The sequence below is a fragment of the Chitinophaga caeni genome, from assembly GCF_002557795.1.
Taxonomy (GTDB): Bacteria; Bacteroidota; Bacteroidia; order Chitinophagales; family Chitinophagaceae; genus Chitinophaga; species Chitinophaga caeni.
Map to the genome: position 1 here is coordinate 2797042 of NZ_CP023777.1, position 14755 is coordinate 2811796.

Annotated in this window: 17 protein-coding genes, 2 tRNA genes and 1 pseudogene; 5 read left to right on the forward strand and 15 right to left on the reverse strand. The window is 40.3% G+C overall.

All coding sequences use genetic code 11. From position 1 onward, the window contains the following. Positions 1–32: 32 nt before the first annotated feature. From COR50_RS11845 to COR50_RS11890, 10 genes are read right to left on the reverse strand one after another with little or no spacing between them, the layout of a single operon-like run. Positions 33–566, reverse strand: a complete 534-nt coding sequence (locus tag COR50_RS11845; protein ID WP_098194179.1) for a hypothetical protein — start codon at positions 564–566, stop codon at positions 33–35. Between the two features lies 1 nt (position 567). After that, the gene (locus COR50_RS11850) at positions 568–1752 is read right to left on the reverse strand and encodes a hypothetical protein (protein ID WP_098194180.1); all 1185 of its coding nucleotides are present in this window, start codon (positions 1750–1752) and stop codon (positions 568–570) included. A 23-nt stretch (positions 1753–1775) separates the two neighbouring features. Continuing rightward, on the reverse strand, positions 1776–2723 hold the full coding sequence (locus tag COR50_RS11855; RefSeq protein WP_098194181.1) for a hypothetical protein: 948 nt from the start codon (positions 2721–2723) through the stop codon (positions 1776–1778). A gap of 20 nt (positions 2724–2743) precedes the next feature. Further along, positions 2744–3646: a hypothetical protein gene (locus COR50_RS11860; protein ID WP_098194182.1), complete on the reverse strand. Its 903-nt coding sequence runs from the start codon at positions 3644–3646 to the stop codon at positions 2744–2746. Positions 3647–3657: 11 nt separating this feature from the next. Further along, positions 3658–4587 (reverse strand): hypothetical protein, encoded by a 930-nt coding sequence (locus COR50_RS11865; protein WP_098194183.1) that lies wholly within the window; start codon positions 4585–4587, stop codon positions 3658–3660. A gap of 1 nt (position 4588) precedes the next feature. Next, on the reverse strand, positions 4589–5242 hold the full coding sequence (locus COR50_RS11870; RefSeq protein WP_157760781.1) for a hypothetical protein: 654 nt from the start codon (positions 5240–5242) through the stop codon (positions 4589–4591). Between the two features lie 7 nt (positions 5243–5249). Then, positions 5250–6044 carry an SEL1-like repeat protein gene (locus COR50_RS11875; RefSeq protein WP_098194185.1) on the reverse strand — a complete coding sequence of 265 codons (795 nt, stop codon included), beginning with the start codon at positions 6042–6044 and terminating at the stop codon, positions 5250–5252. Between the two features lie 14 nt (positions 6045–6058). After that, complete coding sequence (locus COR50_RS11880) at positions 6059–6448, reverse strand: tetratricopeptide repeat protein (protein ID WP_098196206.1); 390 nt, start codon at positions 6446–6448, stop codon at positions 6059–6061. A 34-nt stretch (positions 6449–6482) separates the two neighbouring features. Next, positions 6483–7475: a sialidase family protein gene (locus tag COR50_RS11885; RefSeq protein ID WP_098194186.1), complete on the reverse strand. Its 993-nt coding sequence runs from the start codon at positions 7473–7475 to the stop codon at positions 6483–6485. 15 nt (positions 7476–7490) lie between these two features. Next, positions 7491–8459: a hypothetical protein gene (locus tag COR50_RS11890; RefSeq protein WP_157760783.1), complete on the reverse strand. Its 969-nt coding sequence runs from the start codon at positions 8457–8459 to the stop codon at positions 7491–7493. Positions 8460–8749: 290 nt separating this feature from the next. Here COR50_RS11890 and COR50_RS11895 point away from each other — a divergent pair. Continuing rightward, a pseudogene (locus COR50_RS11895) lies at positions 8750–9414 on the forward strand (RteC domain-containing protein). A gap of 131 nt (positions 9415–9545) precedes the next feature. On the opposite strand, the gene COR50_RS11900 reads toward COR50_RS11895, so the two are convergent. The 3 genes from COR50_RS11900 to COR50_RS11910 form a co-directional block, all read right to left on the reverse strand. Continuing rightward, positions 9546–9631 (reverse strand) — tRNA-Leu (locus tag COR50_RS11900). A gap of 11 nt (positions 9632–9642) precedes the next feature. Beyond that, positions 9643–9715: transfer RNA gene (locus COR50_RS11905), tRNA-Gly, on the reverse strand. A gap of 189 nt (positions 9716–9904) precedes the next feature. Continuing rightward, on the reverse strand, positions 9905–10765 hold the full coding sequence (locus COR50_RS11910; RefSeq protein WP_098194188.1) for a hypothetical protein: 861 nt from the start codon (positions 10763–10765) through the stop codon (positions 9905–9907). Positions 10766–10904: 139 nt separating this feature from the next. Between COR50_RS11910 and COR50_RS11915 the strand changes: the two genes are divergently transcribed. The 4 genes from COR50_RS11915 to COR50_RS11930 all read left to right on the forward strand — a co-directional run bounded on the left by COR50_RS11915 (position 10905) and on the right by COR50_RS11930 (position 14009). Then, positions 10905–11885 carry a DUF3667 domain-containing protein gene (locus COR50_RS11915; protein WP_157760785.1) on the forward strand — a complete coding sequence of 327 codons (981 nt, stop codon included), beginning with the start codon at positions 10905–10907 and terminating at the stop codon, positions 11883–11885. 17 nt (positions 11886–11902) lie between these two features. Then, the gene (locus COR50_RS11920) at positions 11903–12685 is read left to right on the forward strand and encodes an enoyl-CoA hydratase-related protein (protein WP_098194190.1); all 783 of its coding nucleotides are present in this window, start codon (positions 11903–11905) and stop codon (positions 12683–12685) included. Positions 12686–12734: 49 nt separating this feature from the next. After that, entirely contained in the window at positions 12735–13379 is a 645-nt protein-coding gene (locus COR50_RS11925) for a carbonic anhydrase (protein ID WP_232516156.1), read from the forward strand. Between the two features lie 93 nt (positions 13380–13472). Beyond that, entirely contained in the window at positions 13473–14009 is a 537-nt protein-coding gene (locus tag COR50_RS11930; RefSeq protein WP_157760787.1) for a hypothetical protein, read from the forward strand. 75 nt (positions 14010–14084) lie between these two features. Here the strand turns inward: COR50_RS11930 and COR50_RS11935 are convergent, their stop codons facing one another. Continuing rightward, positions 14085–14276, reverse strand: coding sequence for a cold-shock protein (locus COR50_RS11935; protein WP_098194192.1), 192 nt, complete (start codon positions 14274–14276; stop codon positions 14085–14087). A gap of 147 nt (positions 14277–14423) precedes the next feature. Beyond that, on the reverse strand, positions 14424–14699 hold the full coding sequence (locus COR50_RS11940) for an RNA recognition motif domain-containing protein (RefSeq protein WP_098194193.1): 276 nt from the start codon (positions 14697–14699) through the stop codon (positions 14424–14426). Positions 14700–14755 lie beyond the last annotated feature (56 nt).

Genomic DNA, 14755 nt, shown 5'->3' on the forward strand with positions numbered 1-14755 from the left:
TAGGCACATAGTTTTTCTATGTTTCTACGTGGTTAATCATTTTTTATTTCAGGCATTTTATCGAGGTTGTTCAACGCTTCCCGAAGCTGTTCTTTGGTTATTGTTTTGGCTGGTTTGATTAAGCGGACAAGGCTTTTGACCAAAACATTGTAAAGGTCTGCATACATTTCTCTAATGGCTTCATCTTTTGAGTTCAAGGAAAAAACCGCCATATTCCCATTGGGATACGTAGCTATAATTTGGTCTATGGTAATTTTGAAATAGGGAATTAAAAACTGATAATGAATTTGAGCATCTATTTCTCCTCCGTTTTCGTGTTTATATCGCCAAAGAATGGTGTAATCATTTTCTGATGCGATGTGGCTGTTTTGTTTAATGTAACCAGCCATTAAAAGTAAGGCTTCATAATTTTGAATATCTTTCTGCATAGTTTCAAAATTTTGCCCTTTGTGGTAATAGCCGTACAGCTCCGTAGTGGGAGTAGTGGCAATCTTACTTTGGGCAAATGCCGAAGTGCAGAATGCCAAAGAAAAAGCTATTGCGATATGTTTGAGGATTGGTTTCATTTTATTGAACAAGATTGATAAATTGTGGATGAACAATGCCTGTTTTTGCGAGATTATAGATACCTACACGGTACTTTCTACCATTAACATTGTTTATCAAAAAATTTCTGTCGTTTTCCTTTGTTATTTTCCAATTGGTTTTTGGCTGAATTTTTCCTTTTTCGGCAACTACCATTTGTCCATTCTCTTTAAACACAATGAATATATTACTATTGCTACCCAATGCATCACTATTGGAAAAAGCGTGTGTTGCGGTTTCGTTTTGTTTGGGAAATGCGATGGACGAGATTTCAAACATCAACCCTTTTTCTTTTAACAATAAAACACTATTTTTTTCTCTGGATACAATCAGGTCATATTCTTGTGGTTTTAACGTTTTTCCTTCAAACACAAATTTTTGTTCGTCATTGGATATTGTGGTATAAATGTATCTTCCACGTAATCTAAACATAGGATATTTGCCATTAGTATTCGGTTTCTCTGTATCGTGAACATAGAAGTAATAGTCTTCATTCGTTCTGTAATAACATTTTATTCCTTTATTAGCGTACCCAGAGGTTGGTTGATGGTATTTGGGGTCTTGAATGCGTTTGTCTTTTTGATAAAAATAATAAACGCCATTACTGACTTCTTTTACATATAACGGTAAACTTGAATTAAACGAAGCTCCCTGTTTTTCGGCTATTTCATTTTGAACATTAGTTTGCTTGGAGGTATTTGAGCCTGTCGTTGTGGAGGTGGTTTGCTTGGAAGTGGTGTTATTTTTTATCTCTAAATATTTAAAAAGGTCTAAAATGAAGTTTTCGATTGCGACATTGTATATTTTGTTATCATTATCACTTTTACCTTTAATAATAGGATTTGAACCAACCGTGATATATTTGAGTTTTACGGTTAAGCTCTTATCTCCAACCAAATAATCTAATGCAATGACAATATCTCCTTGTGACGATTTAATTGTCCAGGTACCGGAGAGAAAGTCCGGCTTTTCTTCGAGGTTCAAAAACGTAGCACCGGCTTTATTTTTGATGTTGATGTAACTGTTTATTTTGTGCAAAACAACTTCTTTACTGCTCAATCCATTGTCGTAATCATATCGTCCGTTATAATATCGGGTTTCTGTGGTTTGCCCAAATGTGGCAATGCTTGTAAACAGTACAAGCAAAAGTGTGATTGTTGTTTTCATTATAATTATATTTCGGATGGTTGTTATTTCATTTTTCGTACTTTACTTTCAAAAATCAAATCCATTTCTGTGCTGCCGCTTTTGATGCCATCGGCATACATAATCTGGTTAAAGACCAATCTTCGCTGTGTAGGACGATAGGTTTTGTCGAGCTGTAACCGTCTAATCCAATCGCCGTGTTCATTTTTGGTTTCGGTGGGAATATCAAAAATTATTTCGGCATAATCGGAATTTCCAAATTTTTGTGCCAAAGCATTGGGATTTTTTTGATATTCTGTACGTAAATTCATAGCATATTCAAAAGGGTTGCTTATGGTTTCATCAGTAGTTTGATAGTTTATTCTTCGGGCTTCGTCATAAAACCGTATTCTTAGTTTTTTGGTAATGGTAAATTTAGCAAACAGGTGGTCGCCGTCGTATATATAGCTACTTTCGATTTTTCTTCCCGATGTTTCTGTGGTAGTTACTTTTACGTAACTGCGGTTATGAACATATTCTGTCAGCACACTTTCACCAGAGGCTTTTTTGCGAAAGACAGTTTGTACCATTCCCCCATCGTCATAGGTAAACGTATCGGTATATTCCGAGTATTTTCCTGTTGCCGTGATTTTGACTAATTTTCCTTTTGTATCATAATGCATTTTTTGCCAGCTGTTGTAGCTCGCATTGGTTTCTAGAATATTGATGCTGTCCAAAACTCCATTTTTGTACACATAGTTGCGAACGACTTCTCTTGGCGTTTTTCCCAATACCTGTTTGTATTCCTGAATGATAAATCCGTCTTTGTTGAACGAAATAACTTCTGCCATAGTAGGTTCGTAACCCAAGCTGTCGCTTTTGTAATATGCTCGTTTGATATGGTCGGGCTGTTTTTGATAGCCGAATGATTGCCAAGAGGTTTTTGGGAGTGCTTGTTGTGCTGAAGCTGAAAGCCCCAAAGCAAGAAATATTAAAGTGATGATAGTTTTCATTTTTTGCTGTTTTAAAATAGTTAGTTTCGGTACTCGATTTCCCGTCTTTTGATGTCGGTAAGTTCCCATCTGGCGAATTTTATTTTGTAGATTTTGCATACAATCCAGTTGCCTTTGGCATCGTATTCATATTCGTAGCGTTCGGTGTCCTTTCCGTCTTTTATGATGCGTTCCAACTGCTGATAATCGTGTTCTTCGCCAAAAACTTCCACTTTTCGGGGTTTGTAGGTATAGTAGGTTTTGCCGGCTATACCCAAGTTGATGATAAAATGAGCCTGCTTCTTTTGGTTTTCGCTCAATACCAAACTGTCGGTTTGGTCGAGAAAATCATCGAGATATAACTTTTTTATGAGCTGATAACTGCCGTTGTCGTTACGTTTATACCAGCGTTTGGTTTGCCGTTCAATTGTTTTTTGCGGTGTGTAAACGGTTTCCTGTGTATAATCATCGTCGTTGCCCTCATATTTCACTTCAAACACATCGGGCTCGGCTACATTCAGCAAATAGCGTTTTACGCTAATCTTCTCTACATCAAAAGAACCGTTGGTGTATTGCCATTCTTCTAATGGCTTTAGCGTATTGGGGTTGATAATTTTGACTGTGTTTAGCTGGTTGCCGTTGGGGTTTATGTATTTGATTTGTACGTCAAAGTCGGCATAGCTGTTGTTGTAATTGACAAACTGGTAGTCGGTCAGTTGATAGGTATTGTTCCACGAAAGATAGGTTTCATAAACGGGATGTTCCTCGTTTTCGTCAAGGGCCAGGTGTTTTGTAGTTACGCTTTTTACCTGCGAAAAGTCTACTAAGTCCGCATTGTTTTTAAATTCCCAATCGGCAGGATAGTACGGAATGTAGTTTTGGGCAAAGGCAAGGTTGGCAACTACGCAACCCACGATAGTCAGTATGTTTTTTGCTGTTTTCATCTTTAGTTCTTTTATAACTTTAAATATTTTTGATACGTTTCTTGGCAAAATGTTTTTAGTTGTTCATCGCTTGGTGCGTGGTATGTTTTTTCGGGTGTTTCAAGGGTTCGTATAGTAGCTACTATTTTTCCGGGATTTTTGGTGGCAGTGCCATATTCTATTTTCGCTACCCATATATCGCCATCGTACAGATAATTCACATAAGTAGTCTTCGTTGGTTTTTGTCCCGAGTTCTTTTTCTCGGTTACAAAATCCACCATCTGTCTGGGGTCGCCTTTGAGGTTGTAGTAGTAGAGGGTCATTACCTTGACTTCGTCTTCTTCTCCCGGCATAACGTAAGTAACGGTTTTTGTTAATTTACCGTCGTCGTTATTGGAATGCGTGATTTCAGACATTACTTTTCCGTTGTGGTATTTTTTGATACGGTATCCTTCTTTACCGCCATATTCTGTTTGCGTGGCTCGCACTCCTCGTATATTGTAAAAAGATTTGCCCCGCAGTTCTCCGGCTTCATTGTAAAACAAAATGTATTTATCTGTCTCACCCCAGTGATAGGTTCTATAAAATGTGGTTTTGTAGCCCTCATTTTCGGTACGGTATTTATGGGTTTTGTACTTCATACCTGCTCTGGAGCTTTCTATCGTTTCTTTTCTTTTTAGCTGACCGTTCTCGTAGTGGTAATCCATATCTGTCTTTATCATCGAGGTACTGTCCCGATATTGATAATTGATGATTTTGCCCTCTTGAAAAGTGTAGGTGGAATGGCTTGGACGTATGGCAAACTGCTGTTGCGGAATAGTAAAATCACCATAGCTGATGACCGCTTTAACCGTGTTTTTCGGCAAATTGAAATCTTCGGGCAGGGTGCTTTCCTGTGCCGAGGCTGTGAAGCTGAACGCAAGAAGCGATACTATTGCGGAATGTTTGATTGTTGTCTTCATTTTATTTAGCATTTCGTTTGTCAATCTTATTATCGGATGCCGTGAGGTACTGCATTCCCATTTTCAGCAACAGAAAGGGCAAAGCGATAAGTGCCGAGCCCCAACGGTTTTCGGGCGTAAAGATGTTCGGATACTCTTTGACGACAAAGAACATCACGACACCGCCAACGATGATAGAAATGTGCAGTACAATGGTATTGGGATTGAAAGCCCCAAAGTAAATTTGTAGCGGTTGCCGTGTTTTGTGCAAATAGATGCGTTCGAGCAATATGAATATCAGATTGAGGTTGAAAAACCAATTGTGAAAACACAACACCGCCATATTCGCAATGATAATGCCTGTACCCTCTGTATCCGTAGCCGCAATAAATCCAAAAAACACGACGATAAACACCCAATAAATCCCCATCAGAAACAAACTGCCTCCAGAATCGGTCGAATGTCCGTCTTCATACACCGCATTGGGGTTTCGCTTGTAGCACAGCCTGTCCACCACCAAACGGATAAGCTCATTCCACCAAAAGAAGTAGATGAGGTAAAAAACGGTAGTCTGTCCGTTCAATACGGACAGTAAAGTCAATACCGCAAACAGGAGAAAATCCCATTGGCGGTAGTGCTGTACCTGTCGTTCGATAGTGGCAAAAAACGCTTTCATCGGGTTGTTATAAATTATTCTGTTCCTGCCTGGCTTCTTCATCGCCCTGGTCGGCAGCGAGCTTCAGCCAATGTTTTGCTTTTTCCAAATCGGGGGCTGTGCCTATACCTGTTTTGTATATCAATCCCAGATTAAACTGTGCACTTGCGTGTCCGCCTTTGGCGGCTTTGGTGTAATGTTGTATGGCTTTGGCATAGTCTGTCGTGACGCCCCGATCCTCGATGTACATATTCCCGATACTATAATCTGCTCTTATAAAACCCTGTTCCGAAGCCATTTCAAAATACTTGCGGGCTTTGACAAAATCCTGCTCTACACCCTGCCCGGCTTCGTAAATGCTTGCGATGTTAAATTGGGCAAGGTCATAGCCTTTGTCTGCTGCCAGCTGATAATATTCCCTTGCCTTTTGGAAATCCTGTGTTTTGCCGTAACCTCTATCATAGAATACCCCAATATTGTACAGGGCTGGCAGGTATTCTGCCGTGGCTGCTTTTCCAAACCATTGTAAAGCAAGGCGATAGTCCAATGGCGTACCTGTTCCCTTGAAATAGCATTGGGCAAGGTTGTAGGCGGCGAGGTAATAATCATTTGCCGCTTTTTGGTAATAGCAGAATGCTTTTTGTCCGTTTTGCGGAACACCGTTTCCAAACTCGTACAGTACGCCCATTTGGTTGGTTGCCATTACATTGTTGTTCTCGGCGGATTTTTCAAGATAAGCGAGTGCCGCCTGCATATTTTTCTCCACGCCAAAACCGTTCATATAGGCTACGCCTGTATAATATTGAGCAGGTGGATAATCCATATCAGCAGATTTTTTCAGTAGCGATACGCCTTTGGTAGGTCTGCGGTAGTGCCTCTGCCGTTGAAATAGCACAAACCGAGGTTATGAATGGCGACCACATAACCTTGTTCGGCGGAAGCAGTATAGAGCTGAAAGGCCTTGTCGTAGTTATGTTGTCCGTCCACCATACCGTTTTCGTAATATACGCCCAGATTGTTTTGGGCTTCGGGGTGTCCGTTTTTGGTGGAGCGTTCTATCCAATGTACCGCTTGCTTGAAATCGTCCTGCTCCAGATAACGCATCGCCAGCTTGAACTGTGCCGTTACCACGCCTTTATTTGCCAAGACCGTAAGGCTGTCCGTACCTTGTGCCGAAACGGCAAATACGGCAAAGAATGTGATGATAAGTAGGATTGATTTTTTCATTTTTGAATGAGGTTTAAGTGATTTTTATTTCAGCTTAATTCAATTTTGTCCGGCAAATGGTTGTATAGTTTCTGCCTATAACATAAATGTTGTTGTCGGCATCAAACTCTATATCGTCCATTTTTCTGCCGTTAGGGTCATTGCCTGTTTCTCCTTCATATTTCAAACCGTTTAAAAATACCAGACCGTCCATAGCATTCGTTTCGCCTTGCCAAGAATAAACCGTCCACGTATTGCCTTTTAGCTTTTGGATTTCATTTCTAAAACCTGCGATAAGGTTGTTTTCTTTATCTACCGCCTGCGGACGATAGGACAGATTGGAAGCCTGCCAGCTTGTACCGCCATTGTCGGAGTTGAAAAGTTCGGATGTGCCTACACCTGTCCACGCTTCGCTGATAGCGAAAAGACGGTTTCCCTGCTGTGCCGAAATATAGGAATGGTCAGTAGTTTTACGGTTCCAGGTCGCACCGCCATCGGTAGAAACGGCAATCAGTTTATTGTCATGCAAATAAGTGGCATTATTTGCTTTATCCATTATATGCGGAAGTACCAAATCGCCATTGGGCATCACAAACAGGCGGTTTACTACCAGGTTCATAAATGTACCGTCATACCAGCCTGCGGCAAAGTTGGTATAAGTTCCAACGTGGTATTCTGTTCTTGTTGCTCCGAAATCATCTGAAACTGCGAAATAGCTTTTATAGTCTTTCACAGCATAGAGGTATAGCTTCCCATTTTCAAATTGCATTGGGTGGGCATACAACAGGCTCTTTTCTCCGGTAGTTTTATTGATACGGTAAGCCGTTCCCATACCATTGGTATAAAACAGCCATTTGGCATCGTCCGAAATTTCAAATTGCTTAACTGTTTCTCCCGGTTCAAACTGATGAAACACTTCCCACTCAATAGTCTTTGTCTGTCCTGTCTGCTGTCCGTCAGAGTTTTCATCATCTTTGCTACACGAGGTAAGCGATAGCCCGACAACTAATGCCGGAACTATCCATTTTGTTATGTTGGCTATTTTCATAATTTCAAGTGGGGTTTATTTGAAGAATTTGTTTTTAAATTCGCTGACGTGGTGCGATAAAAAGGTGTTAATGGCTAATTCCACTCCTTTTTCGTATTTATCGGCATCTGCCGGAACAATTGCGGCTTTGGATGTGGCTTTGTTTTTTGCAGAATACACAGTTCCAAATGCTGTGCTTGTCCCCCAATTGTCGTAATCGGAAGCTACGTAATTGGTTATTTTTTCTTCTTTGATAACGCCATCAATGTCCAAATCTTTCTTCAGAACTCCCTGATATTCGCCCAATGGCGAACCGCCGATTTTGTTTCGCCCCACTATAAAATGTGCAATTGTATTGTTGTCTGACAAAACCAAATTGGTTTTGGCTACTACATTTGCCCCGATACCACTTTTGTTAGACTCTTTTGTTTTAACAAATTCCACATACAAATCAATGCGGGCAACAGCCGCATCGTTAAGCTCTTTAGAAAGTTTTGTGGTATTCGTACTTGAGCCTTTTTCGTTGTAAAAAAATCCAACGTTTTGCGGATGGACAGTAACAGCACCTTCCATTGTGTTTGATGGGGTCATACCCAAGTTTGTACTGTATTTATATCCTTTATAAAAATTGGTGTTTTTTGCCTCATCGCCCTGCATTACATTAAATCCATTAGCCTTTAAATCTGCTATAAATTTAGCATACGCTTCATCTGTAATTTTTTGAAGTGTTTCCTGCGAAATATCCAAACCGACTGCGAGTGAGGCTTTTGCCCCACCCATCACTTTCCCATATATTCCCGAGCCTCCTTTTTTAGAAGCAGATTTCTCGCTATACACTTGATAGTGCACCGCAAAATCGGCGATATATACGTTTTTGTTATCAAATTTTGGTCTTTCCAAACTTTTAGGACCAGCTTTTCCCGGTTTAAAATCTCCTAAAGTTTGAGCGTTTACTGTTGATATTCCCATCAAAAGTGCCATTGTAATGATTAGTCTTGTTTTCATAACTTTCTTATTTGAATTGTTGATACTGCAATATTACCCATAAGGGCAATGCCGGAAAATAGGGCAGATGCACCATTTTTTGGCGTGGGTGCAATCTTTACTTTTGGGGCACAAAAACAGCAAAGCGGATAGCTTGCACAAGAAGCGTATTAACAAACTTCAATAGTATAATGACAGGATATTACAAGAAAGCCTTTAATGAATTAGAAAATCAGATTAATGAACTGCTCTTTGAACAGGAAAATCAATTAACATCCTATGAGCAGGTAATTGAAATTATTTTGCAGAAGATGACCAAGCTAAAAGAATATGTACTCAAAACAGGTTTTAAAAACACGCAGGAAGAGATACATTTCTTTAAGCACATCAAGCCGAAGTTTATTGCAAAGCTGATATACTACAATACCGTTTATAAAATAGAAACCAAAAAGCCACAGGGGGCAAAGGCAGTAAAAAAATACCTTAACGAAGAATTAAACAAGCTCAAAAGATACTTCGATAACAATCTGGAGTTTTATAAATACTACCGCACCAATAATACCTTTATTGATGACCAACTGTTTGTTAGGGGGAAATATGATATCAAATTAAATTTAGACCTTTTTATTTTGAAACAGACCATTCTTTTTCTACCATTGGCGATTATAAAGCGGGTAAGATACTGGCGAACGATTTAATACAGGTTTATCTGGAAGACCAGCTAAACCATATAACGTATAGGGATAAATCCACAGACCTGCCGCAATTAAATTGGACAAGCAGTAAAACCGCAGCAACCGAATTGATTTACGCATTACATTCACAGGGTGTATTTAATAACGGAAATACAGATATTGTCCTCATTGTCAAAATTTTTGAAAAGACTTTTAATATTGACTTAGGCGATTTTTACCATACATTTTTGGAACTTAAATCCCGAAAGATAAACCGTACCAAATTCATTGACAAGCAATAAGCACCGTTACCAAATCGTTACCTTGTAATCTTTGATTATCTACATAAGAGCCTTGTATTCAACTGATAGGGCTTTTTACTGAAAACTGTAAAATAAAAAAGGCCTCCTTTCGGAAGCCTTTTGTTCTACAGTACCCGGGACGGGGGTCGAACCCGTACAGCCATTGCTGGCCACAGGATTTTAAGTCCTGCGTGTCTACCAATTCCACCACCCGGGTGTAAAACTTAGAGCGGAAGACCGGGCTCGAACCGGCCACCCCAACCTTGGCAAGGTTGTGCTCTACCAAATGAGCTACTTCCGCATGATTTTTTAAGAACTTTTCCCTTCAATTTTTACACTCAACTGCTTGTTTGTCTGTGTGTTATTTCGTTGGGATTGCAAAGATATGAATTGTTTTGATTCTGCAAATTATTTTTCTGTTTTTTTCTATAATTATTTTGATCAAATCTTTCGAAAAGTCTTATAGCCAAGGGTTTAGTACGGATTTAATTTATTTTTTATAGTAAGTATAATTATATTTTATCATACCTAACAGCGACTTTTCCTTGCCGTAAACCTTCTCGTTCAAAGGTAAGCCATTTTCCATGTAAGTATACTTCCAGATCGTGTAATCACCATCCTGCGAGTTAACGATGGTCATGCTGGATAGTTGCCCACCGCGGTTATATTCAAACATATAATCTGGCAGCAGGCGTTTACGCGCCGCGTTATAGCGGTATACATCGGAAAGGCGCCCCTGGTCGTCGTACCTGTAATATACTTTATCGCCTTGAAAATTCCTGCCGCTTTCATATTCTTCGATCACCCTGCCTTGCGGATCCAGCGTGAAAGTAACTACGGTTGAATCATTGGGCGATAAACTTTTTTTATGGATCATCCTCGATAGGAAGCCGTTCGCATCATACTCGTAACGGCGGCTTTCCGTAATTTCATATTTATATTCCGTGGCTTGAGATTCGGAGCTGCTTTCGATCAGGACAATTTTACCTTCAGGATCGTATTTATACTTGGTTTGATTCAGGCTGCTGGTGCTGCTGTCGAGAGTACGCAATAACCATCCCTTATTATTAAAAAAGGAAGTTAGGGAGGAGGTTCCGGTAGAAGGGGAACCGGTGATGCTGCGTAATTGCCGGTAGTTGCTGTTCAACATACGGATGCCCCTGAAATCCTGGTCGGATTCCATGTTGGCATCGAAACTTTGAACGTATTGTTCTTTTACTTGGTGTTCCTTGAGCAACAACAAGTTGTTGACAGTTTGTTGCGTGGAATATATATCCTGGTAATAATGCTGTGCTTTCGAAGGAATATAAATCAATGTTGCTAAGACAATGTATAGGACAATTTTGTTCATGGATATATTTTCTGTTTTGCAAAAGTACTAACGTTTCTTAGTAATAAAAACGTATAAATCATGCCTAAATTTCCGTGTTGTTGTCATTTTGCTTAATTTTCTGCCTGGAATTTTCCCAAAATCTAAATTTTAAATATCCTTGAGTCACCAACAGTTACGCCCTGACCCGACTTGTTTGAATTGTGGTCACCATGTTCCGGAAAGGTACTGTACCCATTGCGGGCAGGAAAATATTGAAACGAAGGAGTCATTTGTCCATATGGTAGGGCATTTTGTGGCGGACGTGTTACATTATGACTCCAAATCGCTGGTGACCTTCAAATATTTAATTACGCAACCCGGCTTGCTTACCAAGGCATATAACCAAGGTCAAAGGATGCGGTACGTAAATCCTATCAAGCTCTACATATTCATTTCTTTCGTATTCTTTTTCCTGTCTTTTACTTTCCATGCTTCTTATGGACTGAAGGTGCAGGACGAGGAAAATTCGGAGAAGATAGAAAAAATGGATGGCGCCATGGGCAAACTGTCTGCCGGGAAGGATACGCTGGCACAAAAAGACAGCATGCAGATCGGGGATGGAAAGAAAAGCGCGTTATTTATTAACGGTCAATTGATGACGGTAGCGCAATACGACTCTATCCAAGCATCGAAACCGGAGCGGGATGGATTTTTACCCAGGAATTTGATGCGCCAATACTTATATGCGCGGCATAAATACGGCGATAAGGCAACGGAAGTTATCGGGGAAAAATTCAATCACAATATTCCGAAATTGATGTTTTTCCTGTTGCCCGTATTCGCGTTGTTATTAAAACTATTTTATGATAAGAAGAAATGGTTTTATACGCAACATGGAATCTTCGCATTGCACCTGCATAGTTTCGTATTTCTTTACCTTACAGTAACGATTATTATCAATCAATTGACGCATACCGACATTGCGACCGGGTTATTGATATTGATATTCCCGGTTTACCTGGTGTACGGGTTGAAAACTGCTTATGATCAAAGTTGGTTTACATCGGTTTTGAAAGGCATTTTTATCTACTTTATATACCTGGTAATCGTACTGTTTTCAATTGTTGGTTACCTGGGACTTACTTTCTCCATGATATAAATCAAAAATCATACACCATGCAATACGAATTTATTACCGTGAATCCAGATGCGCAACCCGGGGGAATTGCGCATATACAACTTAATCGCCCCAAGGAGTTGAATGCATTGAACCTGGAGCTAATGTCTGAACTGAAATCGGCTTTGCAGGGGCTAGACAAAAATGAAGCGGTGAAGGTGATCGTTTTAAGTGGTAATGAAAAGGCATTCGCTGCCGGGGCAGATATTAAACAGATGGCGGGGAAGTCTGCCATCGATATGTACGAAGTAGATCAGTTTAGTACCTGGGATGCTATTAAGAAAATAAAGAAACCCATTATTGCGGCTGTAAGCGGCTTTGCCCTCGGTGGGGGCTGTGAACTGGCCATGCTTTGCGATATGATCGTGGCTAGTGAAACTGCCAAGTTCGGGCAGCCGGAGATTAAGATCGGGGTGATGCCCGGCGCAGGTGGTACGCAAAGGTTAACACGCGCTGTCGGCAAGGCTTTGGCAATGGAAATGGTGCTTACCGGGAAATTTATCGATGCTGCTGAAGCTTACCGCGTGGGTCTGATCAACAGGGTGGTGCCGGTAGAATTGTTCCTGGAAGAAGCTTTCCGTTTGGCCGCAGGGGTTGCGGAAATGTCGCCGGTAGCAATCAAGTTGGCAAAAGAATCCGTATTAAAAGCTTTTGATAGCAGCCTGGAGGAAGGATTGCATTTCGAAAGGAAGAACTTTTACCTGTTGTTTGCTTCTGAAGATCAGAAGGAAGGCATGCAGGCTTTCGTAGAAAAACGGCCGCCGGTATTTAAAGGCAAGTAAATGGATTTTCTACAACATCTGCGGTTAACTTTTGTTAGTATAATAAATTATGCCTTTACTCATGCTAGATTTTGAACAGTTATTAAAAAATAACAAGTTATGGGCTGGGGATAGGGTACAGCAAGACCCTGAATATTTCAAACGGCTATCCCTTTTGCAATCACCCAAATTTTTGTGGATTGGTTGCTCCGACAGCCGCGTCCCGGCAAATGAAATTACCAATACCGAACCAGGTGAAATATTCGTTCATCGGAATATCGCCAATATGGTAGTGCATACAGATTTGAACTTGCTAACGGTAATGGCTTATGCTGTAGATCACCTTAAAGTGGAACACGTACTGGTTGTTGGACATTATGGCTGCGGCGGTGTAAAGGCGGCTATGACTAACCAGGATTTCGGTATTCTTAACAGGTGGCTCAATAATATTAAGGATGTTTACCGGTTCCATAGGAATGAATTGGACGCTATCAAAGATGAAGAGGCTAAAACGGATCGGTTGGTAGAGCTGAATGTAAAGGAACAAGTAATGAACCTAGCCAAAACGGAAATTATTCAAACTGCTTGGAAGAAGGAGAACCGCCCGCATCTGCATGGCTGGGTCTACGGCTTGAAGGATGGTTTGATCAACCCGGTATTTCATATGGCGCCGGGTACGCATATTGATCCATTGTATGAGTATGATATAAAATAATCTTTAAAAGCCGGGTGTTTGCAGAAACGGTAGTGCCGCCGTATAAAGCGGGACCTAGTTACCCTTGCAATTTAATAACTTGGTGCTTTCGATATGAGAAACAAGCTAATATTAGGATGCCTGGTTGGTTTATTGGCTGCGTGTCAGCCTGCTGTTAAACCAGAGCAGAAAGTAATGCTACCGGACTCGATGGTTATGGTTCCTTCCGATACGATGATCGTGGCTACCGATACTACTTTAACCCCGGTGATGGTTGAATCTTGGAAGCATTTGCAGTCCTTGAATGGAAAATATGCGCATGAAATCGGGTTGTTACAGAAAGAACCGCTTAAAAAACGGCTGTCAGTTTTACTTTCGAAGAAAGAATTACAAGATTTTCAGGACAGGTACAAGGTGACTCCCCCGATTGAAATCCAGGAAGGGGTATTATTCAATGATGGCTGCAAGCCGCATAATTGTATGGAAGACGAAGCTGCTATCGCTATTGACATGAAAAAAGATATTATTTATATCGGTATTGCCAGGCATAAAAATGTATCGATTTATAGTGAGAAGTCCGATACCATTTACCCGGGGAAATTGAAACAGTGGATGAAGAAATTCATGGAGCCGGGCGCTTTAACGAAGTAAAACGTGTTTATTACTATATAAAAATATAGCCCCGTTTCGGGACTATATTTTTTTGCTCAATATTGAAAACAGGAATTACGCGAGTCTTACGTTAACCGCGCTCAATCCTTTTTCTCCATTTTGAATATCAAAGAGTACATGGTCATTTTCCTGGATATCGTTTTTAAGTCCGGAAATATGTACGAATATATCTTTACCATTATCTTTTGGTGTGATGAATCCGAAACCTTTACTCGTGTTGAAAAATTTAACGGTACCTTCTTGCATTTGTAATAATTTTATTTAGTTAATTGAAAGTTATAGATTGGAAACTTTATGTTTTTTTTCTAATAAATTGTATATCTCAGAATTATTGCTTGTTGCCGAAAGCATGAACAGCTACTTTCCAATTGAATGGTCTTCGAAAAAATTGCTTTAGTAACGTCTCCTGTTAAGGCTTGCGTTTTGGCCGTTTGAGCGGGCGGTATTTACGGTTAATACTTGCTCGTTAAGCATCGTATTTTGCAAATCCGAGATTGCTTTTTCGGCTGATGCTTCATCAAGCATTTCCACGAAAGCAAAGCCCTTGGGGCGTTTTGTAAAGCCGTCAACGATGATTTTCACGGAGCTAACGGTGCCAAATGGAGTAAATATATCTTCTAATTGTTCCGGGGTCGTGGAATTGCTTAAATTCCCTACATAAATATTCATTGTATGCTATTAAATGTTAAAAATATGGCGTCTGTAAAAGCGAAGACTGAGTGAGA

Coding starts and splice junctions, on each gene's coding strand:
- COR50_RS11860 (WP_098194182.1), bottom strand. CDS start 3,646: ATGAAAACAGCAAAAAACATACTGACTATCGTGGGTTGCGTAGTTGCC.
- COR50_RS11885 (WP_098194186.1), bottom strand. CDS start 7,475: ATGAAAATAGCCAACATAACAAAATGGATAGTTCCGGCATTAGTTGTC.
- COR50_RS11845 (WP_098194179.1), bottom strand. CDS start 566: ATGAAACCAATCCTCAAACATATCGCAATAGCTTTTTCTTTGGCATTC.
- COR50_RS11920 (WP_098194190.1), top strand. CDS start 11,903: ATGCAATACGAATTTATTACCGTGAATCCAGATGCGCAACCCGGGGGA.
- COR50_RS11850 (WP_098194180.1), bottom strand. CDS start 1,752: ATGAAAACAACAATCACACTTTTGCTTGTACTGTTTACAAGCATTGCC.
- COR50_RS11875 (WP_098194185.1), bottom strand. CDS start 6,044: ATGGATTATCCACCTGCTCAATATTATACAGGCGTAGCCTATATGAAC.
- COR50_RS11910 (WP_098194188.1), bottom strand. CDS start 10,765: ATGAACAAAATTGTCCTATACATTGTCTTAGCAACATTGATTTATATT.
- COR50_RS11870 (WP_157760781.1), bottom strand. CDS start 5,242: ATGAAAGCGTTTTTTGCCACTATCGAACGACAGGTACAGCACTACCGC.
- COR50_RS11890 (WP_157760783.1), bottom strand. CDS start 8,459: ATGAAAACAAGACTAATCATTACAATGGCACTTTTGATGGGAATATCA.
- COR50_RS11925 (WP_232516156.1), top strand. CDS start 12,735: ATGCCTTTACTCATGCTAGATTTTGAACAGTTATTAAAAAATAACAAG.
- COR50_RS11855 (WP_098194181.1), bottom strand. CDS start 2,723: ATGAAAACTATCATCACTTTAATATTTCTTGCTTTGGGGCTTTCAGCT.
- COR50_RS11940 (WP_098194193.1), bottom strand. CDS start 14,699: ATGAATATTTATGTAGGGAATTTAAGCAATTCCACGACCCCGGAACAA.
- COR50_RS11935 (WP_098194192.1), bottom strand. CDS start 14,276: ATGCAAGAAGGTACCGTTAAATTTTTCAACACGAGTAAAGGTTTCGGA.
- COR50_RS11930 (WP_157760787.1), top strand. CDS start 13,473: ATGAGAAACAAGCTAATATTAGGATGCCTGGTTGGTTTATTGGCTGCG.
- COR50_RS11865 (WP_098194183.1), bottom strand. CDS start 4,587: ATGAAGACAACAATCAAACATTCCGCAATAGTATCGCTTCTTGCGTTC.
- COR50_RS11880 (WP_098196206.1), bottom strand. CDS start 6,448: ATGAAAAAATCAATCCTACTTATCATCACATTCTTTGCCGTATTTGCC.